At 60.9% G+C, this 19,783-nt stretch carries 21 protein-coding genes and 1 tRNA gene; 6 read left to right on the top strand and 16 right to left on the bottom strand.

The annotated features are described in order from the left end of the window. Positions 1 to 24: 24 nt before the first annotated feature. Together ABD653_RS08905 and ABD653_RS08900 are read right to left on the bottom strand one after the other, a co-directional pair. Positions 25 to 954: an electron transfer flavoprotein subunit alpha/FixB family protein gene (locus ABD653_RS08905; RefSeq protein WP_160778352.1), complete on the bottom strand. Its 930-nt coding sequence runs from the start codon at positions 952 to 954 to the stop codon at positions 25 to 27. Then, positions 954 to 1,700 carry an electron transfer flavoprotein subunit beta/FixA family protein gene (locus ABD653_RS08900; RefSeq protein ID WP_160778351.1) on the bottom strand — a complete coding sequence of 249 codons (747 nt, stop codon included), beginning with the start codon at positions 1,698 to 1,700 and terminating at the stop codon, positions 954 to 956. Before ABD653_RS08900 ends, ABD653_RS08905 begins: the two co-directional genes overlap by 1 nt. 185 nt (positions 1,701 to 1,885) lie before the next feature. Between ABD653_RS08900 and ABD653_RS08895 the strand changes: the two genes are divergently transcribed. Continuing rightward, entirely contained in the window at positions 1,886 to 2,398 is a 513-nt protein-coding gene (locus ABD653_RS08895) for a DUF6265 family protein (RefSeq protein WP_160778350.1), read from the top strand. On the opposite strand, the gene ABD653_RS08890 is transcribed toward ABD653_RS08895, so the two are convergent. Further along, positions 2,395 to 2,802 (bottom strand): GFA family protein, encoded by a 408-nt coding sequence (locus ABD653_RS08890; RefSeq protein ID WP_234032244.1) that lies wholly within the window; start codon positions 2,800 to 2,802, stop codon positions 2,395 to 2,397. The genes ABD653_RS08895 and ABD653_RS08890 overlap by 4 nt on opposite strands. A gap of 39 nt (positions 2,803 to 2,841) precedes the next feature. Next, positions 2,842 to 4,056, bottom strand: coding sequence for an ADP-forming succinate--CoA ligase subunit beta (gene sucC / locus ABD653_RS08885; protein WP_160778348.1), 1,215 nt, complete (start codon positions 4,054 to 4,056; stop codon positions 2,842 to 2,844). Between the two features lie 111 nt (positions 4,057 to 4,167). Between sucC and ABD653_RS08880 the strand changes: the two genes are divergently transcribed. Further along, entirely contained in the window at positions 4,168 to 4,959 is a 792-nt protein-coding gene (locus ABD653_RS08880; protein WP_160780312.1) for a 3'(2'),5'-bisphosphate nucleotidase CysQ, read from the top strand. Positions 4,960 to 5,039: 80 nt separating this feature from the next. Here ABD653_RS08880 and ABD653_RS08875 read toward each other — a convergent pair whose 3' ends face one another. Next, on the bottom strand, positions 5,040 to 5,729 hold the full coding sequence (locus ABD653_RS08875; RefSeq protein WP_160778347.1) for a YiaD family glycine zipper/OmpA-like lipoprotein: 690 nt from the start codon (positions 5,727 to 5,729) through the stop codon (positions 5,040 to 5,042). A 170-nt stretch (positions 5,730 to 5,899) separates the two neighbouring features. Here ABD653_RS08875 and ABD653_RS08870 point away from each other — a divergent pair, with 170 nt between their 5' ends. Further along, positions 5,900 to 7,198 (top strand): hemolysin family protein, encoded by a 1,299-nt coding sequence (locus ABD653_RS08870; protein WP_160780311.1) that lies wholly within the window; start codon positions 5,900 to 5,902, stop codon positions 7,196 to 7,198. Between the two features lie 296 nt (positions 7,199 to 7,494). Here ABD653_RS08870 and ABD653_RS08865 read toward each other — a convergent pair whose 3' ends face one another. The 10 genes from ABD653_RS08865 to ABD653_RS08820 all read right to left on the bottom strand — a co-directional run bounded on the left by ABD653_RS08865 (position 7,495) and on the right by ABD653_RS08820 (position 16,510). Next, a complete protein-coding gene (locus ABD653_RS08865) occupies positions 7,495 to 7,908 on the bottom strand; it encodes a DUF3035 domain-containing protein (protein WP_160778346.1) in 414 nt (137 codons plus the stop codon). A 5-nt stretch (positions 7,909 to 7,913) separates the two neighbouring features. Further along, positions 7,914 to 8,456: a signal peptidase II gene (gene lspA, locus ABD653_RS08860; protein WP_160778345.1), complete on the bottom strand. Its 543-nt coding sequence runs from the start codon at positions 8,454 to 8,456 to the stop codon at positions 7,914 to 7,916. After that, positions 8,456 to 11,365 carry an isoleucine--tRNA ligase gene (ileS, locus tag ABD653_RS08855; RefSeq protein WP_160778344.1) on the bottom strand — a complete coding sequence of 970 codons (2,910 nt, stop codon included), beginning with the start codon at positions 11,363 to 11,365 and terminating at the stop codon, positions 8,456 to 8,458. The genes lspA and ileS overlap by 1 nt, the downstream gene beginning before the upstream one ends. After that, complete coding sequence (locus ABD653_RS08850) at positions 11,365 to 12,297, bottom strand: bifunctional riboflavin kinase/FAD synthetase (RefSeq protein ID WP_160778343.1); 933 nt, start codon at positions 12,295 to 12,297, stop codon at positions 11,365 to 11,367. The genes ileS and ABD653_RS08850 overlap by 1 nt, the downstream gene beginning before the upstream one ends. Next, on the bottom strand, positions 12,297 to 13,508 hold the full coding sequence (locus ABD653_RS08845) for a dipeptidase (protein WP_160778342.1): 1,212 nt from the start codon (positions 13,506 to 13,508) through the stop codon (positions 12,297 to 12,299). The genes ABD653_RS08850 and ABD653_RS08845 overlap by 1 nt, the downstream gene beginning before the upstream one ends. Beyond that, positions 13,505 to 13,975 (bottom strand): dihydrofolate reductase, encoded by a 471-nt coding sequence (locus tag ABD653_RS08840; protein ID WP_160780310.1) that lies wholly within the window; start codon positions 13,973 to 13,975, stop codon positions 13,505 to 13,507. Before ABD653_RS08840 ends, ABD653_RS08845 begins: the two co-directional genes overlap by 4 nt. A 25-nt stretch (positions 13,976 to 14,000) precedes the next feature. After that, positions 14,001 to 15,059: a 5-(carboxyamino)imidazole ribonucleotide synthase gene (locus ABD653_RS08835; RefSeq protein ID WP_160778341.1), complete on the bottom strand. Its 1,059-nt coding sequence runs from the start codon at positions 15,057 to 15,059 to the stop codon at positions 14,001 to 14,003. Positions 15,060 to 15,061: 2 nt separating this feature from the next. Continuing rightward, positions 15,062 to 15,538: a 5-(carboxyamino)imidazole ribonucleotide mutase gene (purE, locus tag ABD653_RS08830; protein WP_234032125.1), complete on the bottom strand. Its 477-nt coding sequence runs from the start codon at positions 15,536 to 15,538 to the stop codon at positions 15,062 to 15,064. Between the two features lies 1 nt (position 15,539). Further along, entirely contained in the window at positions 15,540 to 16,226 is a 687-nt protein-coding gene (gene gpmA / locus ABD653_RS08825) for a 2,3-diphosphoglycerate-dependent phosphoglycerate mutase (RefSeq protein ID WP_160778340.1), read from the bottom strand. A gap of 125 nt (positions 16,227 to 16,351) precedes the next feature. Beyond that, positions 16,352 to 16,510, bottom strand: coding sequence for a hypothetical protein (locus ABD653_RS08820; protein ID WP_199801077.1), 159 nt, complete (start codon positions 16,508 to 16,510; stop codon positions 16,352 to 16,354). A gap of 113 nt (positions 16,511 to 16,623) precedes the next feature. On the opposite strand from ABD653_RS08820, the gene ABD653_RS08815 reads away from it, so the two are divergent. The 3 genes from ABD653_RS08815 to ABD653_RS08805 all read left to right on the top strand — a co-directional run bounded on the left by ABD653_RS08815 (position 16,624) and on the right by ABD653_RS08805 (position 18,876). Continuing rightward, a tRNA-Thr gene (locus ABD653_RS08815) sits at positions 16,624 to 16,698 on the top strand. A gap of 64 nt (positions 16,699 to 16,762) precedes the next feature. Beyond that, complete coding sequence (locus ABD653_RS08810) at positions 16,763 to 17,287, top strand: PH domain-containing protein (RefSeq protein WP_160778339.1); 525 nt, start codon at positions 16,763 to 16,765, stop codon at positions 17,285 to 17,287. Further along, the gene (locus ABD653_RS08805; protein WP_325065363.1) at positions 17,284 to 18,876 is read left to right on the top strand and encodes a PH domain-containing protein; all 1,593 of its coding nucleotides are present in this window, start codon (positions 17,284 to 17,286) and stop codon (positions 18,874 to 18,876) included. The genes ABD653_RS08810 and ABD653_RS08805 overlap by 4 nt, the downstream gene beginning before the upstream one ends. Before the next feature lie 29 nt (positions 18,877 to 18,905). On the opposite strand, the gene ABD653_RS08800 is transcribed toward ABD653_RS08805, so the two are convergent. Beyond that, entirely contained in the window at positions 18,906 to 19,700 is a 795-nt protein-coding gene (locus tag ABD653_RS08800) for a hypothetical protein (protein WP_160778338.1), read from the bottom strand. Positions 19,701 to 19,783 lie beyond the last annotated feature (83 nt).

Here is a 19,783-nt window from a genome sequence, read left to right as displayed (position 1 = left end):
GAAGACTTGTTCGCGGCTAGGGCGCTAGAGCTTTTCCGTCAGCTCCGGCACGGCCTTGAACAGGTCAGCGACCAGTCCAATGTCTGCAACCTGGAAGATCGGGGCGTCTTCGTCCTTGTTGATGGCGATGATGGTCTTGGAATCCTTCATGCCGGCAAGGTGCTGGATGGCGCCCGATATACCGATCGCGATATAGACTTCGGGCGCAACGATCTTGCCGGTCTGGCCGACCTGATAGTCGTTGGGCACATAGCCTGCATCGACCGCAGCGCGCGAGGCACCGATGCCGGCACCCAGCTTGTCTGCCAGCGGCGTAATCGTAGCTTCGAAGGTTTCGCCGTCCTTGAGCGCGCGACCACCGGAAACGATGATCTTGGCGCTGGTCAGTTCGGGGCGCTCGCTCTCGGCGATTTCCGCGCTGACGAAGCTGGACGTTCCAGCATCACCCGGGCCGGAGACCGCTTCGACCGTGCCCGATCCGCCTTCCGGGGCAGCCTTGTCGAAGGCGGTACCACGGACGGTGATCACGAGCTTCGCATCCGAGCTTTCGACGGTGGCGATGGCGTTACCGGCATAGATCGGACGGGTGAAAGTTTTCTCGCCTTCAACCGAAAGAATGTCCGAAATCTGCATCACGTCCAGCAAAGCGGCAACGCGCGGGGCGATGTTCTTGCCGGTGGTCGTGGCAGGGGCCAGGAATGCGTCGTGTTCGGCCATCAGGCCGGCGACCAGCGGGGCGACATTTTCGGCCAGCTGGTTGGCATAAGCCGCGTCATCCGCGAGGTGGACCTTGCCCACGCCTGCGATCTTGGCAGCTTCGTCCGCCACGGCGGCGCAGCCCGAGCCGGCAACCAGAAGGTGGACTTCACCGAGCTTTGCAGCAGCCGTAACGACGGCCAGCGTTGCGTCCTTTACCGACGCGTTGTCATGTTCGACCAATACGAGGGTTTTCATCAGGCGACTCCCAGAGCTTTGAGCTTGGCGACCAGCGCATCTACATCTTCGACCTTCTCACCGGCCTGGCGAACCGGAGGCTCGCTGACATTGGTGGTGGTCAGGCGCGGTGCAATATCGACACCGAAATCGGCCGGCGATTTGGTATCGAGCGGTTTCTTCTTGGCCTTCATGATGTTCGGCAGCGAAGCGTAGCGCGGCTCGTTCAGGCGCAGGTCGGTGGTGATAATGGCAGGCAGCGAAAGCTTGACGGTTTCGAGACCGCCATCGACTTCGCGCTTCACGACCACGCTATCACCGTCCACTTCGACCGTGTTGGCGAAGGTCCCTTGCGGGCGCTCCATCAGGGCCGCCAGCATCTGGCCGGTCTGGTTCGAGTCGTCGGAAATCGACTGCTTGCCGAGCATGATGATGCCCGGACCTTCCTCGGCAGCGATTGCTTTGAGGATCTTGGCCACCGCCAGCGGTTCGACGTCTTCATCGGTTTCGACCAGGATCGCGCGATCTGCACCCATGGCGAGGGCCGTGCGCAGGGTTTCCTGCGCCTTGGCCGGGCCGATGGAGACAGCGATGATCTCTTCGGCCTTACCCGCTTCCTTGATTCGGATCGCTTCTTCGACAGCGATTTCATCGAACGGGTTCATGCTCATCTTGACGTTGGCCAGGTCGACGCCCGAACCATCCGCCTTGACGCGCGGCTTTACGTTGTAATCGATCACCCGTTTGACGGGCACGAGGATTTTCATGGAACTACCTTCCTCTCGTAAGAATCTCGGCGCCCGCCTAACTCGCGTTTACGTAAACGTCAAGCAGCAGCAGGGCCTGAATTTCGGTCCACTTCGCGTGCAACCCCTCGCGTCCCGTGGCAGTCAGGTCAAGCCTGCCTTTTGGCTAGGGTGTGCTATGGGCCTACAGGAGAGGGAGAATTGGCATGAAAGCCGGAATTTGTTGGGTTCTGGGCGCGATTGCACTGATGTGCTCGCCCCTGTCGGCCCAGGAAACACGCATCGGTGCAGAGGGTTTCGAATCGCCTCCTGCAACAATCGGGCAGATGGATTGGTTGCAGGGCCAGTGGGTTGGCAAAGGGATCGGCGGTGCGCCCGCGATGGAAAGCTGGTTGCCGCCAACCGGCGGAACAATGGTGGGCACCTTTGTCCAGGAGACCAGCGAAGGTGTGATCCAGTTCACCGAGATCCTCTATCTGACCGAAGAAGAGGGCACGCTGGTGCTGCGGCTAAAACACTTCAATGCCGACCTGACCGGATGGGAGGAGAAGGACGATATGCTCACCTTCCGCCTCGTCGCGATTGAAGAATGCGCGGCCTATTTCAACGCCCTGACCTTACGCTGTGATGGCGAGAACGGCCTGCTGGCCGCGGTCAGGATGAGGAGTAGCAAGCCAGAACCGCAAGAGCTCGTTTTCCGTTTCACTACGTTAGATTAGGCAGCGGGCATCCCCGGGAAATTGAAGTCTGCCTCGGGAGGATCGATCCAGCTCGCCGCTTCGCTCAGATAGACATTCGAAACCGGTCTGAAGCCGGACGGATCTGACAACGTTCCTGCGAAAATATTGATCAGATGCTTGGCGCCGTCCGATTGGGCAAAAACCCGGGTGCCGCAATGGGCACAGCTGGAGGTCCTGACCCGGTTTCCGGCATCAGACTCCCGCGTGAAAGAAATGGTCTCGCCAGAAATCTCGACCGAAGCTGACGGCACTGAAAAAGCGGATACAAACGGCGCTCCGCTCAGCTTTTGGCAGGCCTTGCAATGGCAACTGCATGACCACACTGGCGGCTTGCTGCAAACATAGCTCACGCGCCCGCAGAGGCATTCGCCAGTCAGGGGCAAAGCCGGTGCAAAAGCCAACGCGTACGGCCCGGGTGCCTTCTAGGCCGCCTGCTTCACCTCAGCCACGATCTTCTTGGCGGCGTCGCCCAGATCATCGGCAGCCACAATCGGCAGGCCCGAATTGGCAAGAATATCCTTGCCCTGCTGCACATTGGTGCCCTCGAGACGGACCACCAGCGGCACCGAAAGGTTCACTTCCTTCGCCGCTGCAACAATACCGTCTGCGATAATGTCGCATTTCATGATGCCGCCGAAGATGTTGACCAGGATGCCTTCGACAGCCGGGTCCTTCAGGATGATCTTGAACGCTGCAGTGACCTTTTCCTTGGTCGCGCCGCCGCCAACGTCGAGGAAGTTGGCCGGGAACGCGCCGTTGAGTTTGATGATATCCATCGTCGCCATGGCGAGGCCAGCACCATTGACCATGCAGCCGATATTGCCGTCGAGCTTGATGTAAGCGAGATCGTATTCGCTTGCTTCGACTTCGGCCGGATCTTCCTCGGTCTCGTCACGCATCGCTTCCACATCTTTGTGACGGTAAAGCGCGTTGCCATCGAAGCTCATTTTGGTGTCGAGTACCAGCAGCTGGGCATTGCCGTCGCCATCGGCTTTGGTTTCGACCAGCGGATTGATCTCGAGCATTTCCATGTCGAGATCCATGAAGGCGGTGTAGAGCTGCTTGGCCAGTTTCTGGCATTGCTTGTTCAAATCACCCGACAACTTCAGCGCGAAGGCCACGGCGCGACCATGATGTGGCATGAAGCCCTGCGCCGGATCGATGGTGATATTGGTGATCTTCTCGGGCGTGTTGTGCGCCACATCTTCGATATCCATGCCGCCTTCGGTGGAGACGATCATGGCGACCTGCCCGCTGGCACGGTCGACCACCATGGACAGGTAGTATTCTTTAGCGATGTCGACACCATCGGTGACGTAGAGGCGATTGACCTGCTTGCCTTCGTCACCGGTCTGGATCGTCACCAGCGTGTTGCCGAGCATTTCGCGGGCATTGGCTTCGACATCCTCGATGCTCTTCGAAAGGCGCACACCGCCCGATGCATCCGGGCCCAGTTCCTTGAACTTGCCCTTGCCGCGGCCACCGGCGTGAATCTGCGCCTTCACCACATAGAGGGGCCCGGGCAGCTTCTTCGCACCTTCGACCGCTTCTTCAACGGTGAGTGCGGCGTGGCCGGCGGGAATTCCAATGCCGTATTTCGCGAGCAGTTCCTTGGCCTGGTATTCGTGGATGTTCATGGGGTCGGTGTCCTGTCGGTCATGAGTCCGGAAGAATTTCTCGGCGCGCCTAAGCATGGATCGGCGCGCTTGAAAAGTAGCCATTCTACGAGCATGGCCGATCAGCACATCATGATCGACCATCAACGCCTCCAGGCGATCGTCCGCGAAGCCGGTGCGATCGCCCATTCCTTCTGGCCCGGCGCGGGCCATGCATTGGAAAGCTGGGAGAAAAATCCCGGCGATCCGGTGTGCGAGGCAGATATTGCGGTCGACAAGTTTCTCAAGCGCGAATTGCAGGCATTGCTGCCCTCGGCCGGGTGGCTTTCGGAGGAAACGGTCGATGCCCCGGCCCGGCTGGGCAATCGGCTGATCTGGCTTGTTGATCCGGTCGACGGGACGCGCGATTTCGTGCGCGGTCGGAGCGGATGGGCTGTCTCCGTCGCGTTGATCAGCGAAGGGCGGCCGCTGATCGGAATGCTCAGTGCCCCTGCGCGCGGCGAAGAATGGCTCGCCATTGCCGGGCAGGGTGCCGAACGCAATGGCACGATCCTGAAAGCATCCCGGCGGACCGAATTCAGTGGTGCCCGCGTGCCCGCCGATTCGCTGATGAAGGAAGACCAGATCCTGTCGCCGGTCGACAAGCCGAACGGCATAGCCCTGCGGGTTGCGATGGTTGGTGCAGACGAGGCCGATATCGTCGCCACCCTGCGCTGGGGCTATGAATGGGATATCGGGGCGGCGACCTTGATTGCGCGCGAAGCGGGGGCGGCGATCAGCGATGCCTTTGGCCAGCCGCTCGATTACAACAAGCGCGATCCGCGCAGTTTCGGCCTTTTGGTGACGGCTCCGGCTATCCATGCCGATGCCGTCGCGCATCTCGAGAAACGGGCGCGTGATTTCTCGATCACAAAGCCAGACTAACTCCAGCGCCGCCCAAACGAAAAGGGCCGGCATCGCTGCCGACCCTTCGTTTCTGCCCCAGGGCAGGTGAATATCCGGTCTTACTGCGCGCGTGCAGCGGCGACATCTTCCTGGCTGATCGGTGTGATCTTGATTTCCACCCGACGGTTGAGCGGCTCGGCCACATTGTCTCCGGTCTGAACCCGCAGATTGGTTTCGCCATAACCGCGTGTTGCAATGCGCCCGCGCGATACGCCGCGCGACACCAGGTAGTTGGCAACGGCTGCCGCGCGTTCTTCAGACAAGGTCTGGTTGAGCGCGTTGGAGCCGGTGGTGTCGGTAAATCCGTACACATCGATCAGACTGTTGGGATAGCGGACAAGGCTGTCTGCGATTGTATCCAGAGTGTTCTGGAATGCCGGACTGATCGAAGATGATCCCGTCGCAAATGTGACGCCGTCGGGCAGGCGTACGAGGATCGCGTCCTGGTTGCCGATTTCCTCGACATCAACGCCGGAGCCGGCGGTTTGCTCATCGAGCTCGCGGATCTGGTCATCAAACTGATCGCCAATTACGGCTCCTGCCGTTCCGCCAACGCCGGCACCGATGATGCGCGCCGTGTCGCCACCGATGACGCCGCCGAGCAGATAGCCCAGTGTGCCGCCGACCGCGGCGCCAATGCCAGTGCGCGAGACTTTGCGCTCCCCAGTGTTGGGGTCTGTGACACAGGCTGACAGGCCCAGCATCGAAACTGCCGCGAGCGATGATACGAATATGCGTGATCTTTTCATTGGAAGTCCCTCTTCTATGGCACGGTAACCCCCGCGCCCCGGGTTATCGAAGCTTCCCACCAGCCTCTTCATTAGCATCAATTCATGACCTGGGGTATCCGTTCCGAAACTGTGACCTTGGAGCGCGAATGGCTGGCATGGCCGTCGAATTGTGCTAGCGGACCATGGCTGTGACACCCTTTCCTTGGCCTGACCTGCTCATCATTGCAGGATTAATACTCATCAACGGCGTCTTCGCGATGTCGGAGCTGGCAATTGTGTCGGCGAAACCTGCACGCTTGCGCGCGAAAGCGGACAAGGGCAGCAGCGCGGCCCAGACGGCACTCGATCTTGCGGCACATCCCGGCAAATTCCTCTCTACGGTCCAGATCGGCATAACCTTGGTTGGCATTATTGCCGGTGCCTATTCCGGCGCCAGCCTTGGCGGGCCTGTGGGAGAGCGGTTGCAGGCGATGTTCGGCCTGGATCAAGCGACAGCGGCGCAGGCCGGTTTTGTCCTGGTGATCGTGCTGACCACCTATTTCAGCCTCGTCATCGGCGAGCTTGTGCCCAAGCAGCTGGCCTTGCGCGCAGCGGTTCCGATTGCCTTGCTGATGGCCAAGCCGATGCGCCTGCTGGCACGGATCGCGGCGCCGATTGTCTGGGTGCTTGATACGTCTTCCGGGGCGATTGTGCGCCTGTTCGGTGTACGACCGGGAGGCCAATCGAGCGTGACGGCAGAGGAACTGCACATGCTCTTCACCGAGGCGACCCATACAGGTGTGCTGGAGGAAGAGCAAAGCGCGATCCTGACCGGCGTGGTCCGGTTGGCAGAGCGCACCGTCCGCGAAGTGATGACTCCGCGAACCGACATCGACTGGATCGATGCCAATGCCGATGAGAGCGAGATTTCGCGCACCATTGCCGAAAGCCCGCATTCGCTGTTGCCGGTAGCCGATGGCTCGCCCGACAAGGTGCTGGGCGTCGTCAAGGTCCGCGAAGTCTTGGCGGCGCAGGTGCAGGGCAAGCCGGTCGATCTGGCCGCGCTAATGAAGAAGGCCGAGGTGGTGCCCGACCAGCTCGATGCGATGGACGCGTTGCGCGTGCTGCAACAGGCCGAAATCGCACTGGCCATGGTGCATGACGAATACGGCCATCTCGACGGGATCGTGACGCCGGTCGACTTGCTCACAGCTATTGTTGGCCAATTTGTCAGCGACCAGGATCAGGGCGATGTGCCCGAGGTGATCGAACGCGCCGATGGCTCTCTGCTGGTCTCGGGCGCGCTCCCCGCCGATGCGCTGGCTGACCGGCTGGGCCTCGATTACGGCGAATCACGCGAATTCGCGACCGTGGCTGGCTATGTTCTCGCGGTGATCAAGAAACTGCCGGTCGAGGGTGAAAGTTTCACCGATCAAGGCTGGCATTTCGAAGTGCTCGACATGGACGGTCGCAAGATCGACAAATTGATGGTCAGCAAAGCAGAGTAGCGCAGGGGCTGAGGGTCTGGCTTGAGCCCAAAACTTGAAAGCCTGGACCTTGCTCGCGTGGAGTTTTTGTTTTCCGCACGCCCTCCGGCGCGCGATATCCTCGCACTTTCGGTGCTGCGGGCGGGCAGTCGCCCTTGCGGCGCTACGCGCCGTGCTCCGCCACCAAGGCTACGAAAGAAGCGCTATTTCGGTTTGCGACTCGCAAACCGCAAGGCCGACCGGCCGCCCGAGCTTATGCGAGGCAGCAAGGCTGGCGGACGCCAGCCGCCCGCAGGACTAAAAAAAGCAATCCCAAATTACCCGGGAATCACAGCCTGTGCGGCTTGCCCGTCGCCCTCGGGCGCGGCGATGATGTCGCGGGTCACACTGCCTTTGGCGACCGTGTTGGTCTGGGCATCGCCGACGGAGGAGCGGATGCCGGGATCGGCATTGCCAGCCCGGCTGAGCGCGGCGGACTCGACAGCGCTTCGTGCGGCAGGGCCGCCGAACAAGGCTTCGAGGGCCTGCTCTGCTGCAGTGCCTTCTGCCGGGCGCGGGGCACCCGGGGCAGGCGGAACGAGGTTGAAATCAGGCGGGACCACCAGCGGGGCCTGGCGCTGGACAGCAAATTCGTCCGGACGCTCGCGGCCCAGAATGCCGCCGCCGCTACCACACGCGGCCAGCATGGAGCCCATCGAGGCGAGGAGGATCAGGCTGGAAGTCTTATTCATCACGTTCAACTCTCTGCCGGCGTGTTGGCCGGTTCACTTTCGTCGCTCTTCGTAGCCGTCTTGTCGGGCACGAGGAAGGATCGGGCAAGAATAATCAACACGCCGATGGTAATCGCGGCATCGGCCACGTTGAAGATCAGGAAGGGGCGGAAGGTGCCGAAATGCAGGTCGGCATAATCGATCACATAGCCCCACGTATAACGGTCATAGATATTGCCGAGCGCACCGCCGAGGATCATCGACAGGCCCAGAATGTCACCCTTGGCTTTCTCGCGCAGCATCCAGATGAACACGACCAATGCGATCAAGGCCGTAACCAGCACCAACGCCCAGCGCATTTCCACGCTGGTCGCTTCAAACATGCCGAGCGAAATGCCGAAATTCTGGGTCCAGCGCAGGTCGAAGAAGGGCAGCAATTCATACAGACCGCCGGGCTGGTTACGCAGGTCCAACTGTACCCGCACGACCCATTTGAGATATTGGTCGATCGCGCAGATCAGGATGGCAAAGCCCAGGCCGATCCAGCGGCGTTTCCAGATATTATCCATTAGCCGACCACCTTTTCGCAGCGATCGCAGAGCCCGCCATCCTCGCTGACGGAGGGCAGCAAGCGCCAACAACGGCCGCATTTGGATTCGCTCGAACGGGTGACAGTCACCGTGTCGCTATCGCTGCGGGTGACTGACGCGGTGATGAACAGCTCGGCCAGATCTTCATCGCTAAAGCCTTCGGGCACATCTGCCGCCGGAACGACGACATCGGCTTCATTGCTCGAACGGATGGTTTTTTCGCGCCGCAGCGGTTCGATCGCTTCGGTCACCTTTTCACGCAAGGCCCGCAACCGGGTCCAGCGCTCGCCATCGGCAGATATGCCGGGCACTGCGGGCCATTCGAGCAGGTGAACGCTGCCGCCATCGGGATAGCGCGTGCTCCACACTTCTTCCGACGTGTAGACCAGCACCGGCGCGGCGTAGCGGACCAGTGCGTGGAACAGCAGGTCGAGCACGGTGCGATAGGCGTTGCGCTTGGGATCGTCCGGCCCATCGCAATAGAGGCTGTCCTTGCGGATATCGAAGAAGAACGCGCTCAGATCTTCATTGCAGAAATCGACCAGCAGGCGGGTGTAGGTGTTGAAATCGTAGCTTTCCAGCGCCGCCTTCAGCTTGCCATCCAGATCGGCCAGCAGCGCCAGCACATAGATTTCCAGCTCGGGCACTTCGGAGGCATCGCCCATATCGCCAACGAACCCGTCCAGCGCGCCCAGCAGATAGCGGAATGTGTTGCGCAGGCGGCGATACTGGTCGGCCACGCCTTTGAGGATTTCATCGCCGATACGGTGATCTTCGGTGAAATCGACACTGAGCGCCCATAGCCGGATGATATCCGCGCCATATTGCTCCATCACCTTCAATGGATCGACCGTGTTGCCGAGCGACTTGGACATTTTCTTGCCCTTGGCATCCATGGTGAAGCCGTGGGTCAGGACCTGGTCGTAAGGCGCGCGACCCCGCGTGGCGCAGCTTTCCAGCAGTGAAGACTGGAACCAGCCGCGATGCTGGTCACTGCCCTCCAGATAGAGGTCGGCGGGCCAACGCTGATCGGGCCAGCGCCCTGATTCCAGCGTGAAGACATGGGTGCAGCCCGAATCGAACCACACATCCAGAATGTCAGTCACCATCTCGAAATCGTCGGGACTGTGATCATTGCCGAGGAACTCGGCCTTGCGGCCCTCGTCCCACGCATCGACGCCTTCTTCGCGCACGGCATTGACCACGCGGGCATTGACTGCGGGATCTTGCAGATATGTCCCGTCGGGCTTCACGAACAGCGTGATCGGCACGCCCCAGGCGCGCTGGCGGCTCAGCACCCAGTCGGGGCGGCCTTCGACCATGGAGCGGATGCGGTTGCGGCCCTTTTCGGGGAAAAATTCAACCCGCTCGATTTCTTCCATCGCCCGCTCGCGCAGTGTTGGCGCAGCGCAGATCGTTTCCTCACTAGGATCGATGGCGCCGCCTTCGCCTTCCCACGCCTTGTCTTCTTTCGACTTGGGCTCGAGCCACGGCAGGTCTGTATCCATCGGCACGAACCATTGCGGTGTGCAGCGATAGATGACCTTGGCCTTGGAGCGCCAGGAATGCGGGTAGCTGTGCTCGTAATCGTCGCTCGCGCTCAGCAGCGCACCTGCTTCGCGCAAGTCGGAGCAGATCGGGCCCTCGGCTGCATTGAATGGCTTGTTGATGACGGCCCGGCGACGATCATCATTACCGCCTAGCCAACCCCAATCATCGCGGTAGCGGCCATCATCCATAACCGCGAAAACGGGGTTGATGCCGTTCGCCTTGCACAGATCGAAATCATCCTCGCCATGATCGGGCGCCATATGGACGAGGCCCGTGCCGCTTTCGGTGGTAACGAACTCGCCGGGCAGGAAGGGGCGCGGCGCGGCGTAGAACCCGCCGAGATGGTGCATCGGGTGGCGGGCGACGGTTCCGGCAAGGTCGGAGCCTTTGATGAGTGGTGGCTCGCCATCTACTCGACCGGCGAAGTGATGTTTTCGGTCCTTCTCGGGCTCTTCCCCAAGAGCTTCTGACAGACTTGGGCTTGCTCCAGTGCGAACCAAGAAGGATTGATAAAGGTCTTCAGCGACAAGGCACCGCTTTCCGTTTGAAGAAACAAGGCGGTACTTAACATCCGGCCCATAAGCCAAAGCCTGGTTCACCGGGATAGTCCACGGCGTCGTTGTCCAGATCACCGCATGCGCGCCGACCAATTCCGGGATCGGGCTTTCGGTGATCTCGAACGCCACATCGATCTGGGTCGAGGTAATGTCCTCGTACTCAACCTCGGCCTCGGCCAGCGCGGTCTTTTCGACCGGGCTCCACATCACCGGTTTCGACCCGCGATAAAGGTTGCCCGCTTCGGCGAATTTCATCAGTTCCGAAACGATGGTCGCTTCGGCGTCGAAATCCATCGTCAGATAGGGATTGTCCCAATCGCCCTGGATGCCGAGCCGTTTGAACTGTTCGCGCTGCACATCGACCCATTGTTGCGCATAGGCACGGCATTCGGCGCGGAATTCCTTGGCCGGAACTTCGTCCTTGTTCAGCTTCTTCTTGCGGTACTTCTCTTCCACCTTCCATTCGATCGGAAGGCCGTGGCAATCCCAGCCGGGCACATAGGGCGCATCCTTGCCGAGCAGGCTCTGGCTGCGCACAACCATATCTTTCAGCACTTTGTTGAGCGCATGTCCGATATGGATCTCGCCATTGGCGTAAGGCGGGCCATCATGAAAAATGAATTTTTCGCGCCCGGCACGCGCTTCGCGCAGCTGGCCATAAAGATCCTCGTCCTGCCACTGCGCCAGAATGCCCGGCTCCTTCGCGGGCAGGCCCGCTTTCATGGGGAAGTCGGTCTTCGGCAGGAAGACGGTGTCTTTATAGTCGGGCTTTTCACTCATTATGAGCGGGCCGATAAGAGCCTTTTCGCCTCGGCACAATCCTTCTCCATCTGCGCGATCAGATCATCGAGGCTATCGAACTTCGCCTCCGGACGCAGGAAGTGGTGGAAGGCGACTTCGATCTCCTGACCGTAAAGGTCACCTGCAAAGTCGAAGAAATAGGGTTCGAGCAGTTCCTTGGGCGGTTCGAATTGCGGGCGGATGCCGATATTGGCCGCGCCTTCCAGCACCTCGCCAGTGGCCAGAATACGGCCTGTGACGGCGTAGATACCGTAGCGCGGGCGCAGATAGTTCTCGATCACGATATTGGCGGTGGGATAGCCGATTTCGCGGCCCCGCTTGTCGCCATGTTCCACCACGCCGCGAATGGCGAAGGGGCGGGTCAGCAGTTTTGCTGCGGTGGCAGGATCCCCTTCGCGCAGGGCCTCGCGGATGCGGCTGGAGGAAATGATGCCGCCTTCTTCGACGGCCTCGACCGTGCGGTGATGCAGGCCATGTTCGCTGCCCAATGTGCCGAGCAGACCGACATTGCCCTTCGCGCCCTTGCCGAAGGTAAAGTCGCCGCCCGTCGCCACGCCGTGCGCGCCGAACCGCTCGATCAGGATTTTGGTGATGAAGTCTTCGGCGCTGGTGCCCGACAGCTCGCCATCGAAATGGAACACCAGCATCGCGGTGGCACCGGCGTCGATATAGAGCTCCTGCCGCTGCTCCAGCGTGGTCAGGCGGAAGGGCGGCGTATCGGGCCGGAAGAAACGGACCGGATGCGGATCAAAGGTCGCGATGATCGAAGGCCGGCCCTCGGCATGTGCCCAGCGGATTGCTTCGCCCGCCACAGCCTGGTGGCCACGGTGGAAGCCATCGAAATTGCCCAGCGCGATGATCGCACCGCGCAAGGGTTCGGGAACAGGTTCGCGGTGATCCAGCCAGCGCATCAGAGTTCCGTAGCTGGCTCAGGCAATTCGGCAAGCGGCTTCATGCCTTCGCGCAGCACGCGGATGGCGTTGCCACCCATGACCGCGCGGATTTCCCCGGTAGTGAAACCGGCATCCAGCAGCGCCTGCGTAATGTGGACCAGGCCTGCCGTGTCGAACCGAACAGTGACCGCGCCGTCATAATCGCTGCCCAGTGCGACATGCTCGATCCCGACCAGGTCGCGGATATGTTTCATTGCGGCAACGACTGCGGCGGGCGATGTGTCGCATATGGCACCTTCCCAATAGCCGACACCAATGATTCCTCCGGTCGCGGCAAGGCCCCTGATTTCGTCGTCATCCAGGTTGCGGTTGACCTCGCACGTCGCCTGCACGCCGCCATGGCTCGAGACAACCGGACGCCGCGCCATCGCCAGCACGTCAGCGACGCCCGCTTTCGACAGATGCGCAATGTCCACGATCATGCCGAGCTCTTCCATCCGTTGCACGACGGAACGGCCAAACGGGGTTAGCCCGCCTTTTTCGATTCCGTGCATCGATCCGGCCAGCTTGTTGTCGAAGAAATGGGTCAGCCCCGCCATGCGGAAATCATGCTCGTACAAGACATCGAGGTTCTCGATCTTGCCTTCGAGATTATGCAGGCCCTCGATACTGAGCACCGCGCCGATTAGCTCCGCCCCCCGCGCATCGCGTTGACGCAGATGGGCATCCAGATCGAAATTGTCTTCGAGGATGGTCAGGCGACCGGCGGAATCTGTCTCGGCCTGGACCAGCTTGGCCCAGTGATATTTGGAGCGTTCGAGCAACGAGCTCCAGGTGCGCACCGGTTGCAGCTGGCCGATCACCAGCCCGGTGATATTGTCGCCATCGGCGCTGTTGCTGTCGTAATTCTGGCCGGTCGGGGTCTTCGTCACGCTGGAGAACACCTGGATCGCGACATTGCCTTGTTCCAGCCGGTCCAGATCGACATGGCCGCGTGGCCCGCCCAGCACGGGGCCGTGCACCATGGAACGCCTCCATAGCAGCGTATCGGCATGCAGATCGACGATATCGAGCGTGGCATGCAGCGCCTTTGCCCCGTCGCTGACCTCGCCCAGCGGCTTGCCATCGATACGGTTCATATCCCGCTCTGCGATGCCGGGTGCGAAAGTGAAGAATGCAGCCGCCGCGATGAAGGCTATCACAAGCGGGATCCAGATGCGTTTCTTCATGATTCGGCTCGCAGGAAAGTGAGGAAGGAATAGGCCGGCCTGTCGCCGCCGGCTGGATGGTCTTCTCTTGCCGCTTCGTTCCAGCCTGCTCCGGGAGCGTCCATGAAGGTATCGCCGTCGAATTCGGCTTGGATCTGGGTCAACTCGATCCGCTCGGCATCCTTGGCGAACAGGCGATAGATCTCGGCCCCGCCGATGATGGCGATGGGGTCAGTGCCAGCCGTTTGGAGTGCTTCCTCCCGCGAATGGACCACCTCTGCGCCTTTTGAGTGCCAGTGTGTGTCGCGTGTGAGTACGATATGGCGACGGCCAGGAAGGGGCGAAGGGAAGCTGTCGAACGTCTTGCGGCCCATGATCATGGCGTGGCCCATCGTCAGCGCCTTGAAGCGTTTGAGATCGGCCGGGAGGTGCCAGGGCATGGTGCCGTCCTTGCCAATCACTCCATTGGCCGCCCGGGCATAGATCATGAAGGGCGAAGGACGCTCCGCCACCTTACGTATCCCAGATCAACTGCGTGGCGTGGCCCATCTTGCGCCCGTCGCGTGCCTTGGCCTTGCTGTAGAGATGCAGGTGGGTCGATGGATCAGCGAGCCATTGCTCGGCCTGCAGGGCATCCTTGCCGACGATATTGGTCATAACCATTCCGGGCGAGACCGAGCGGGTGTCGCCCAGCGGCAATCCGCAAATCGCCCGGATGTGGTTTTCGAACTGGCTGGTGACGGCCCCTTCCACCGTCCAGTGTCCCGAATTGTGCACCCGCGGCGCCATTTCGTTGAATACGGGTCCATGCGCCGTGGCGAAGAATTCCAGCGTAAGCACGCCGACATAGTTCAGCGCATCTGCGACCTGGGTCGCGAGCGCGCGCGCTTCTTCGACCTGGCCTTCGATCAGTGGGCCAGAGGGAAGCGTAGATGTGTGGAGCATCCCGGCCTCGTGCACATTCACGGGGCTATCCCAGAACCGGGTCTCGCCGGTGGCGGTCCGCGCAAGGATGACGGAGAATTCGTCATCGAACTCGACAAAGCCTTCGTAGATGCACGGGGCATCAGGGAGCGCGACACCCTCGGCGTCGCGGCTGCTCATGATCCGCCATTGGCCCTTGCCGTCATACCCTTCGCGCCGAGTCTTGAGGATGCCGGGCGTGCCGATCCGGTCGATCGCGGCAATCAGATCCTCACGGGAATCGATTGTGGCATAGGGCGCAGGCTTGCCGCCCAGCCCTTCGGCAAAGCGTTTTTCATTGAGCCGGTCCTGCGCCGTTTCCAGCGCGCGCGGATGCGGCGCCAGGCAATCTACAATGGCGGAAAGCGGCCCAACCGGGACATTCTCGAACTCCCAGGTCACCACATCGCATTGCTGGGCGAAGGCCGCCATGGCTTGCGCGTCGTCCCATTTGTTGGTGAACATATCGACGCACACATCGCGGGCGACGGATTCCTTCTCCGGCGAATAGGCAATGCAGCGATAGCCCATTTGCGCTGCTGCCATGGCGAGCATCCGGCCCAGCTGGCCGCCGCCCAGAATCCCGATTGTCCCCCCCGGCTTGATCATGCTCAGCTCGGCGTCTCCGCCACCGCTTCGCTGCGCGCCGCGCGCCATGCTTTCAGGCGATCCGCAATGGCGGTGTCACTGGTGCCCAGGATGCTGGCCGCTAGCAAACCGGCATTTGTCGCACCGGCTTCCCCGATGGCGAGCGTTCCGGTCGGCACACCAGCCGGCATCTGCACGATCGACAGCAGGCTATCCATCCCGCTCAGAGCCTTGCTCTGAACCGGAACTCCCAAGACCGGCAAATGGGTCATGGCGGCAACCATACCGGGTAGATGGGCCGCTCCGCCTGCGCCTGCGATGATGACTTTGAACCCCTCCGCCTCGGCGCTCTTGGCAAATTCGCTCATCCTGTCAGGCGTGCGATGGGCAGAGACGATGCGCGCTTCGTGCGGTACTTCCAGCTCTTCCAGCACCTTGGCGGCGCATTGCATGGTTGGCCAGTCGCTCTGGCTGCCCATGATAATGGCGACTTTGCCCATCTCAGCTATCCTTCAGGTAATAGCGTTCGCCCGGCTGCATGGCGTCGTCGAATTCATAGATGATCGGCTGACCGGTCGGTATCTCAAGTCCGGTAATATCCTCGTCCGAGATACCCGAGAGATGCTTCACCAGTGCGCGCAGCGAATTGCCGTGGGCGGAAATGATTACAGTCTCGCCGCTCGCCAACACCGGGAAGATATCGCTTTCCCAATAGGGAAGAACACGTTCAATGGTCAGCTTCAGGCTTTCGGTATAGGGCACATCGATCCCGGCATAGCGCGGGTCGGCGCCAGGATCATACTCACTGCCCGGCTCCATCGGCGGCGGGGGCGTGTCGAAGCTGCGGCGCCAGATATGAACCTGCTCGTCGCCATGCTTATCGCGGGTTTCCTGCTTGTTGAGGCCGGTCAGCCCGCCATAGTGGCGTTCGTTGAGCCGCCAGTCCTTAGTCACCGGAAGCCACAGGCGGCCCGCCTCTTCGAGGGCCAAATTCAGGGTCTTGATGGCGCGGGTCTGGAAACTGGTGAAGGCGACTGTGGGCAGCACGCCTTTCTCTTTGAGCAAAACGCCAGCCGCTTTGGCTTCTTCGACGCCTTTCTCGGTCAGGTCGACATCCCACCAGCCGGTGAAACGGTTTTCGAGATTCCACTGGCTCTGGCCGTGGCGGACGAGAATTAAGGTTGGCATATTTGCTCCACTGGCCGGGGCCACCGGCTCCCTCCACCCTTCCGCCCGGATAGGGTCCCGGTAGGCTCCGGGTGGAAGGGTGAAGGGAGCGGGTCGGATGGCTTCCCAAACAAGAGCACGTGCTGTTAGCTTCCCTCACCGCCCTTGGAAAGCCCGCTTTCGCCTGATTCGCTGCTATCCGCGCCCATTTCCCGGGCCTGCGCCTTGCGCTTGCGCAGGTTCTCGCGCAATTTGGCTGCCAGACGCTCTTCCCGCGACATTTCCTTGCTCTGATCTTCACCCATGCGAAACGCCTTGCCGTTATGGGCGGAGAGCTTCAACCCTTGCTTGACATTGCAGGCTTGCGCGACAATAGGGCGCGCCGACCTGCTTTCGGGTATTCGAGCAGGTTTTCGGGGCCGCGGTAGCTCAGTGGTAGAGCGCACCCTTGGTAAGGGTGAGGCCGAGAGTTCAATTCTCTCTCGTGGCACCATTTTCCCCTCTTCCAGGTTCTGGACCATCTTGTTTTCCAGACTGTCTTACTCCATCCATACACCATGGATGAACAGGAAGAGGCCGTTGTGCCCGAAGCCACAGCGGTTGCAGACACTTTCGAAGATGCTGACGGGATACTGACCCGTCTTCACCCCAATCACGAAAAGGCGATGCGGGTCGAGGCGCTGATCCTGGCAGCCGGCGTGCTGGCCGGGGCGCTGGTGCTCGATGCGCTTTCGCCGCTGTGGCCGGGCGTCATATTCGGGCCTATCTTGCTGATTGCCATCCTTCTGGTGTGGCGCATGCCCCACCGCCGGTTCTTCGCGCGTGGCTATGCTATGAGCGACGACCGGTTGCGGGTGGTGCGCGGCATCCTGTTCCGCTCCGACACCGTCGTACCGTTCGGTCGAGTCCAACATATCGACGTCGATCGCGGGCCGTTGGAGCGATATTTCGATCTCGCCACGCTGACGCTTCATACCGCAGGCTCGCACAATGCATCGGTAAATTTGCCCGGCCTGCAACACGATACTGCACTGGCGATGCGCGAGGAAATCCGTGCCCATATCAAGCGGGAGGCCCTGTGAGCGAGGTCGTCGAGACAAGCCCTGTCGCCGGTCAAGTGCAGGATTCCGCCGAGGCGGGCGAGGAGAAGCGCACCGATGCGCTAAGCTTCGTGGTCAAGGCGGTGATCATGATCCCGCAGCTGATCGTACCCATGCTGTTTGTCAGCTACGGCATGGCTGATGACGGGATCAGCTGGAAGCTTGCCCTGCTGCCATTGATCGTGGTGATCTTTCTTGCATCGGTAATTGCGGTGTCATTCCTGCAATGGCGCCGGTTTACCTATCGGGTCGGTACGACTGATATCAAAGTGGAGAGCGGGCTGCTGTCGCGGGCCGCGCGATCTGTCCCGTTCGAGCGGATCCAGGATGTTAGCCTGGAGCAGAAATTTGTGCCGCGCCTGCTCGGACTGGTCGAAGTGAAATTCGAAACCGGAGCCGGCGGCAAGGACGAGTTGAAGCTGGCCTATCTTTCAGAAGAGCAGGGCGAAGCCTTACGCGAGCTTGTGCGCGAACGGCGCGACGGAGAGAAAACGGCAAGCGTATTTGGCGACAGCGAGGCCAGCGAATCTGTACCTGCCGAGCAGGCCGAGACGCTGTTCGCAATGCCACCCAAGCGCCTTGTCACCTTCGGCATGTTCGAATTCTCGCTCGCGGTAATAGCCGTGATCGGGGGGCTTGCGCAGCAATTCGACTTCCTGCTGCCCTTTGATATCTGGGATTGGCAGATGTGGGTGGGCATTTTTTCCGGACCGACCGAACAGGTCGCCGCGCTTGGCATCATGGCGCAGGTTTTTGGTGCCGGTCTTGCGATCCTTAGTTTGCTGGCACTGGGTGTGGTGACAGGCGTAACCCGCACCGTCTTGCGCGATTGGGGCTTTCGCCTCGAGAGGACGTCCAAAGGCTTCCGCCGCCGCCGGGGCCTGTTGACGCGGACCGATGTTGTCATGCCCGTTCACCGCGTCCAGGCGATCAAGGTGGGGACCGGGCTGGTCCGGCGCCGTTTCGGCTGGAACGGGTTGAGCTTTGTCAGCCTGGCGCAGGATTCGGGATCATCGAGCCATGTTGTCGCGCCGTTCGCGCAGCAGCAGGAGCTTGATCCGATCATCGCGGCGGCCGGGTTTGAATCTCCTCCAGGCGATCTGGACTGGCACCGGTCAAGCACTGCCGACCGTAATGTCAGCATGCTGATTGACGGGGGAGTGCTGGCGTTCGTGGCGTTGGTGGTCTTTGCCCTGGCAGTGCTGGACCCGTTCGACGTGATGGCGGGGCGCGAAGGGTTCGCAATGATTCCGCTCGCTCTGGGAGCCTTCTTCTGCGCGCGCCAATACTACCTGTGGCGACATGCGCGCAACGCGATCGACGCGGATCAACTCTACCGTCGCGTCGGCTGGCTCGCACCCTCGCTGGCGATTGCCAACCGGGTCAAATTGCAATCGGCCGAGATTTCGCAGGGCCCGATTGCGCGCTGGTGCGGCTACGCCACCTTGCGCCTGGGCCTCGCTGGCGGGACGTTTGCCATCGAGGGAATCCCGGTTGATCGTGCCCGCAGCCTGCGACGCGAGGTTCTGGAAAGCATCGCGCGTACAGACTTCTCGGCGCTCAACCGATAGACACTGCTGCTATGTCGGGCTTGCCCGGCCTATCGACACTTAGGATGGCGGCCGATGTCGCGTATGTCATAGACTCTATCGTTAGCGATGGTCACCTGCAGGCACTGCATGCTCTGGGCCCGCCACATGATGGAATACCGGGTATTGTCATCTCCGAACCGATCGACTCGGGTGAATCCGCGCCTGCCCAGTTCTCCTCGCGCGCTGCGGCCGTTCCCGCCGATCAAATCGCGGAAACGGGCCTTTTTCCCATAGCCACCGTTTCCATGATGGTAATCCGAATTGTATCTGCGCTGGTCCACACCGGCGCTGTACCCGCTGGAATAGGCATCGGACCGATCGTAGTTGTGATAGGCGAGGCTGTGCAGGCCGTCGTTGTAACCACGTTGATACTGGCGCTCGTTGTCCCGGTCGTCATAATGCCTGTCATCGTCATGGTGATGCTTCTTGTGCCCGCCAAGCAACGCACCCAGAATGGCGGCTCCCGCTACTACCCCGACGGCTGCGGCGACATCTCCACCGCCTGACTTCTGGTTGCAATCGCGCCTCGACGCGTCGGTAATCCGACTGTAGCGGCCGTCTTGCGTAACGATATGCACGCAGTTCTTCGAGGCGCTATTCCACCAATAGGAGTGGCGCGTGCTGTGACGCCCGGCATTGCCTGTGATGTAAGTAAAGCCACGTGCCTCTACGCTGCGTTCGGCCTGGCCGGCACGCGCGCCGACAAGATCACCGAGGGAGCTTGCATCATTTGCAAGAGCTGGCCCTGAATAGGCTACCGACGTTGCAAAAACCAGAGTGCAAAATTTTGAACGGGCACGCATCTTTTCTCTCCCCCAGGTTGAACCGGGGCAAGACTAACATACCAAATTCAGCAAAGCATGCTCAATATTCGATTAAGGGTATT

It is taken from the genome of Parerythrobacter jejuensis (assembly GCF_039536765.1).
GTDB lineage: Bacteria > Pseudomonadota > Alphaproteobacteria > Sphingomonadales > Sphingomonadaceae > Parerythrobacter > Parerythrobacter jejuensis.
The sequence above is the reverse complement of the archived record's forward strand: the minus strand, read 5'-3'. Positions and strand labels throughout refer to the sequence as shown.